This is a genomic window from Priestia sp. FSL P4-0332, from assembly GCF_038005845.1.
Classification (GTDB): domain Bacteria; phylum Bacillota; class Bacilli; order Bacillales; family Bacillaceae_H; genus Priestia.
Map to the genome: position 1 here is coordinate 86,273 of NZ_JBBOUA010000001.1, position 6,228 is coordinate 92,500.

The following is a 6,228-nucleotide window of genomic DNA, read 5'->3' on the forward strand; positions in this document are numbered from 1 at the left end:
ATATGTATATATACGTAAATGGCGAAGTAAAGCCTGCGTCTGAAGCCACTATTTCTCCATTTGATCACGGATATATGTATGGCCTAGGGCTGTTTGAAACGTTACGAGTTTATGAAGGTCATCCATTTTTAGTTGAAGACCATCTGGATCGACTGTGTAGCAGCTTACGTGAATTAAATATTGTATGGGACTACTCTACACAGGACGTGTTGGGAATCATTAATAGTCTGTTAATGAAAAACAATGAGAGAAATGCGTATGTTCGATTAAATGTCTCAGCAGGAAATGGCGGAATTGGCTTGCAGGTGGAAGAATACGACAAGCCATCTACAATCGTATATATGAAATCAATGCCTCATCCATCGAGCCCCCTTGTAAAAGAGGGGCTTATTCTTGAGACGAAGCGAAATACGCCCGAAGGAACCATGAGATTAAAGTCTCATCATTATTTAAACAATGTACTAGCTAAGCGAGAAGTTGGTTCAGACTTAAATAAAGAGGGTATCTTTTTAACAAAAGAAGGGTTCTTAGCCGAAGGTATTGTGTCAAATTTATTTTTTGTAAAAGGTGATTGTGTATATACGCCGTCTCTTGAAACAGGTATCTTAAATGGAATTACGAGACAGTTTATCTTTACGCTTTTACAAAAGAAAAACATAGAGGTTGTAGAAGGCTTATTTACGGTGGAACAGCTCTTGGAGGGTGATGAAGCTTTCGTTACAAATTCCATTCAAGAAATCGTACCTCTTCGAAGTATAAAGGATAAGCAGTTTTCAGTAGGAGACCATACGCTGACAGCTCAGTTGCAAAAAGAGTATAGCTCTTACACTATGTCGCTAATGAGTCGACACGAGCTACATGTATAAAAGCGAAAGGAGAGGCTAAAGATGGATAAAATTTATGTGAACGATATGCGTTTCTATGGATATCATGGCGTATTTCCAGAAGAAAATAAATTAGGGCAGCGTTTTCACGTGGATTTAGCTGTAGAACTGGATTTAAAGCAAGCCGGTACTACGGATAATTTAGAATACTCGGTGAGCTATGCAGATTTATACCAAACATGCCAGGAAGTCGTAGAGAAGCGCACGTTCAAGTTAGTTGAAACGGTGGCCGAAACGATTGCATCTGAATTGCTTGCTAATTACGAACTCGTGCAGGCTTGTACAGTAAAGGTATATAAGCCCGATCCGCCAATTCCCGGTTATTATCAATCGGTAGCAATTGAAATTAAAAGGAGCCGTTGAATGACAACAGAAGCATATATTGCATTAGGATCAAATATTGAAAATCGAATGGAACATTTGAAGTCAGGAGTTACTGGCTTGATGAAACACTCTGAGGTTAAGGTAGTGGCTGTTTCATCTGTTTATGAAACGGCCCCGGTCGGGTATACGAATCAAGCAAGCTTTTTAAACATGGTAGTAAAAATACAAACAACGTATTCGTCAGAGCAACTTTTAGATTGTTTGCAAGCCATTGAACAAGCCGCAGGTCGAAAAAGAGAGATTGTATGGGGGCCTAGAACCCTTGATTTAGATATCTTACTTTATAGTAATGAAATCATTCATACGGATAGATTGAGCGTCCCTCATCCCCGAATGTTTGAACGGGCGTTTGTGATGGTTCCTCTAAACGAGCTAGCTCCATCTCTTATTCTCCCTGTAGCAGAAGAAAAAGTTGAAACCATCACAACACGTTTATCGGATTTAAAAGATGTAAAATTATTTCGAGAGCAAACAACTGGTATAATAGATATGTTCGAAAATAATAGTAATGATTTACATAAGTAAAAACGAATCTTATTAGTTGATTCATTTTTATATTGGCGTAAAGTAGAGTTCAGAGTAAAAAGTTTAAGGTTTGGGTTCGCAGGTTGTTGGTTTATTCGGTAGCTTGTTAGAGAAATCGAAGAAAAAGAGAAGCGAAGCAAGAATAAAGCGATTTGACATAGAGAAACGACTGAACCTATAATAATTTTAAAGAAACGTAGTAGTTGCCAGTAAACATGCTGGCCTTTTTTCTGTTTCGGAAAACTTAATTATACGATGGAGATGAGTAAACGATGAGTCATGAAGAATTAAATGATCAATTTCTCGTTCGTCGCGAAAAAATGAGCAACCTACGAGATCAGGGTATTGATCCGTTTGGTCAACGTTTTGAACGTACACATACATCACAGCAATTAATTAGTGAGTATGACGAGTTAACAAAAGAACAGTTAGAAGAAAATGAAGTGCCTGTGTCACTAGCTGGTCGTATTATGACAAAGCGTGGAAAAGGAAAAGCAGGTTTCGCTCACGTTCAAGATTTAACAGGACAAATTCAGCTTTATGTACGTAAAGATGCAATTGGCGAAGAACAGTACGAAATCTTCAGCAGCGTAGATATCGGTGACTTGGTAGGGGTTGAAGGTGTTTTATTCAAAACAAAAGTTGGCGAACTTTCTATTAAAGTAAAAGATTTTACGTTACTAACAAAAGCGCTTCGTCCACTTCCAGATAAATATCATGGTTTAAAAGATATTGAACAGCGCTACCGTCAACGTTACTTAGATTTAATTACAAACCCAGAAAGTAAACAAACATTTATCTCAAGAAGCCGCATTATTCAATCGATGCGCCGTTACTTAGATAATCATGGATACTTAGAAGTTGAAACACCGATGATGCATTCAATCGCAGGTGGAGCAGCAGCTCGTCCGTTTGTGACACACCACAATGCGCTTGATATGGAACTTTATATGCGTATTGCGATTGAACTTCATTTAAAACGTTTAATCGTAGGTGGATTAGAAAAAGTATATGAAATTGGCCGTGTATTCCGTAATGAAGGTGTATCTACACGTCACAACCCTGAATTTACAATGATCGAATTGTACGAAGCGTATGCGGACTACAAAGATATCATGGCTTTAACAGAGAACTTAATTGCACACATTGCGCAAGAAGTGCTTGGTACAACAAAGATTCAGTACGGCGACCAAGAGGTGGATTTAACTCCAGAGTGGACAAGACTTCATATGGTCGATGCTATTAAACAATATACGGGCGTAGACTTCTGGGGAGAAACATCTGTTGAAGAAGCTCGTGCTTTAGCGAAAGAACACGGGGTAGAAATCACTGAACATATGCAATATGGACATATTGTAAATGAATTCTTTGAACAAAAAGTAGAAGAGCAGTTAATTCAACCAACGTTCATTTACGGACATCCTGTAGAAATCTCTCCATTGGCTAAGAAAAATGCGGAAGATCCGCGTTTTACTGACCGTTTTGAGCTGTTTATCGTTGCGCGTGAACACGCGAACGCATTTACAGAGCTAAATGATCCAATTGACCAACGTGAGCGCTTTGAAGCTCAGTTGAAAGAGAAAGAACAAGGAAATGATGAAGCGCATGAGATGGATGATGACTTCATTGAGGCATTAGAATATGGTATGCCACCTACAGGTGGTCTAGGAATCGGTATTGACCGCCTTGTTATGTTACTAACAAATGCACCGTCAATCCGTGATGTACTATTATTCCCACACATGCGTCAGCGCTAAAAAAGAGATGGCTACGGCCATCTTTTTTTTAGTTGATAATATTAGAAAATTTAAACTTTTAATTTACCTCTTGTTTTTATGAAATTGATTTGGTATATTTATATCTGTTGCTAACGCAGACAAGCGAAAACAACAAAAAGAAATAAAAAAATTGTTGACATTACGTTAATAACTTGATAAGATAGTAAAGTCGCTTAAGAGCGGCGGTTGAACTTTGAAAACTGAACAAAGCGACAAACGTCAACGTTAATTTTTATTTTTTAATTGAGCAAGTCAAACATTTCTTCGGAGAGTTTGATCCTGGCTCAGGATGAACGCTGGCGGCGTGCCTAATACATGCAAGTCGAGCGAACTGATTAGAAGCTTGCTTCTATGACGTTAGCGGCGGACGGGTGAGTAACACGTGGGCAACCTGCCTGTAAGACTGGGATAACTTCGGGAAACCGAAGCTAATACCGGATAGGATCTTCTCCTTCATGGGAGATGATTGAAAGATGGTTTCGGCTATCACTTACAGATGGGCCCGCGGTGCATTAGCTAGTTGGTGAGGTAACGGCTCACCAAGGCAACGATGCATAGCCGACCTGAGAGGGTGATCGGCCACACTGGGACTGAGACACGGCCCAGACTCCTACGGGAGGCAGCAGTAGGGAATCTTCCGCAATGGACGAAAGTCTGACGGAGCAACGCCGCGTGAGTGATGAAGGCTTTCGGGTCGTAAAACTCTGTTGTTAGGGAAGAACAAGTACGAGAGTAACTGCTCGTACCTTGACGGTACCTAACCAGAAAGCCACGGCTAACTACGTGCCAGCAGCCGCGGTAATACGTAGGTGGCAAGCGTTATCCGGAATTATTGGGCGTAAAGCGCGCGCAGGCGGTTTCTTAAGTCTGATGTGAAAGCCCACGGCTCAACCGTGGAGGGTCATTGGAAACTGGGGAACTTGAGTGCAGAAGAGAAAAGCGGAATTCCACGTGTAGCGGTGAAATGCGTAGAGATGTGGAGGAACACCAGTGGCGAAGGCGGCTTTTTGGTCTGTAACTGACGCTGAGGCGCGAAAGCGTGGGGAGCAAACAGGATTAGATACCCTGGTAGTCCACGCCGTAAACGATGAGTGCTAAGTGTTAGAGGGTTTCCGCCCTTTAGTGCTGCAGCTAACGCATTAAGCACTCCGCCTGGGGAGTACGGTCGCAAGACTGAAACTCAAAGGAATTGACGGGGGCCCGCACAAGCGGTGGAGCATGTGGTTTAATTCGAAGCAACGCGAAGAACCTTACCAGGTCTTGACATCCTCTGACAACTCTAGAGATAGAGCGTTCCCCTTCGGGGGACAGAGTGACAGGTGGTGCATGGTTGTCGTCAGCTCGTGTCGTGAGATGTTGGGTTAAGTCCCGCAACGAGCGCAACCCTTGATCTTAGTTGCCAGCATTCAGTTGGGCACTCTAAGGTGACTGCCGGTGACAAACCGGAGGAAGGTGGGGATGACGTCAAATCATCATGCCCCTTATGACCTGGGCTACACACGTGCTACAATGGATGGTACAAAGGGCTGCAAGACCGCGAGGTCAAGCCAATCCCATAAAACCATTCTCAGTTCGGATTGTAGGCTGCAACTCGCCTACATGAAGCTGGAATCGCTAGTAATCGCGGATCAGCATGCCGCGGTGAATACGTTCCCGGGCCTTGTACACACCGCCCGTCACACCACGAGAGTTTGTAACACCCGAAGTCGGTGGAGTAACCGTAAGGAGCTAGCCGCCTAAGGTGGGACAGATGATTGGGGTGAAGTCGTAACAAGGTAGCCGTATCGGAAGGTGCGGCTGGATCACCTCCTTTCTAAGGATTTTTACATGACGTACGTTTTGACACTTTGTTCAGTTTTGAGAGTTCAATCTCTCAATTATAGAAAGCACACTACTTTCTTCTTATCTAATAAGAAGAATTTTGGTTGCGATTGTTCTTTGAAAACTAGATAACAGTAATTGCTGAGGAAAAGTGAAACTTTTCTTTAATCAAATCAATAAATAACACAACATTATGTTGTACCATTTATTCGCTAATGGTTAAGTTAGAAAGGGCGCACGGTGAATGCCTTGGCACTAGGAGCCGATGAAGGACGGGACTAACACCGATATGCTTCGGGGAGCTGTAAGTGAGCTTTGATCCGGAGATTTCCGAATGGGGAAACCCACTGTTCGTAATGGAACAGTATCTTTATCTGAATACATAGGATATTGAAGGCAGACCCGGGGAACTGAAACATCTAAGTACCCGGAGGAAGAGAAAGCAAATGCGATTTCCTGAGTAGCGGCGAGCGAAACGGAATTAGCCCAAACCAAGAGGCTTGCCTCTTGGGGTTGTAGGACACTCTATACGGAGTTACAAAGGAACGAAGTAAATGAAGCGACCTGGAAAGGTCCGTCGAAGAAGGTAACAACCCTGTAGTTGAAACTTCGTTCCCTCTTGAGTGGATCCTGAGTACGGCGGAACACGTGAAATTCCGTCGGAAGCTGGGAGGACCATCTCCCAAGGCTAAATACTACCTAGTGACCGATAGTGAACCAGTACCGTGAGGGAAAGGTGAAAAGCACCCCGGAAGGGGAGTGAAAGAGATCCTGAAACCGTGTGCCTACAAGTAGTCAGAGCCCGTTAACGGGTGATGGCGTGCCTTTTGTAGAAT

At 42.9% G+C, this 6,228-nt stretch carries 4 protein-coding genes and 2 rRNA genes (1 of these 6 running past the window's edge); all 6 read left to right on the forward strand.

The features are described 5' to 3' along the window. The first annotated feature begins 2 nt into the window (after nucleotides 1-2). On the forward strand, nucleotides 3-866 hold the full coding sequence (gene pabC / locus MKY06_RS00480; protein ID WP_013054891.1) for an aminodeoxychorismate lyase: 864 nt from the start codon (nucleotides 3-5) through the stop codon (nucleotides 864-866). Between the two features lie 21 nt (nucleotides 867-887). Continuing rightward, nucleotides 888-1,247 (forward strand): dihydroneopterin aldolase, encoded by a 360-nt coding sequence (folB, locus tag MKY06_RS00485; protein WP_013054892.1) that lies wholly within the window; start codon nucleotides 888-890, stop codon nucleotides 1,245-1,247. Continuing rightward, entirely contained in the window at nucleotides 1,248-1,793 is a 546-nt protein-coding gene (gene folK, locus MKY06_RS00490; RefSeq protein ID WP_013054893.1) for a 2-amino-4-hydroxy-6-hydroxymethyldihydropteridine diphosphokinase, read from the forward strand. 272 nt (nucleotides 1,794-2,065) lie between these two features. Further along, nucleotides 2,066-3,550 (forward strand): lysine--tRNA ligase, encoded by a 1,485-nt coding sequence (lysS, locus tag MKY06_RS00495; RefSeq protein ID WP_013054894.1) that lies wholly within the window; start codon nucleotides 2,066-2,068, stop codon nucleotides 3,548-3,550. Between the two features lie 282 nt (nucleotides 3,551-3,832). Beyond that, nucleotides 3,833-5,384 (forward strand): 16S ribosomal RNA (locus tag MKY06_RS00500). Between the two features lie 225 nt (nucleotides 5,385-5,609). After that, nucleotides 5,610-6,228, forward strand: a 23S ribosomal RNA gene (locus MKY06_RS00505); it runs 2,317 nt beyond the window's last position. The 16S and 23S rRNA genes sit together here, the layout of an rRNA operon.

What these genes read in the sequence shown, in the direction of transcription:
- folB (WP_013054892.1), top strand. Translation starts at nt 888, where the DNA reads ATGGATAAAATTTATGTGAACGATATGCGTTTCTATGGATATCATGGC.
- folK (WP_013054893.1), top strand. Translation starts at nt 1,248, where the DNA reads ATGACAACAGAAGCATATATTGCATTAGGATCAAATATTGAAAATCGA.
- pabC (WP_013054891.1), top strand. Translation starts at nt 3, where the DNA reads ATGTATATATACGTAAATGGCGAAGTAAAGCCTGCGTCTGAAGCCACT.
- lysS (WP_013054894.1), top strand. Translation starts at nt 2,066, where the DNA reads ATGAGTCATGAAGAATTAAATGATCAATTTCTCGTTCGTCGCGAAAAA.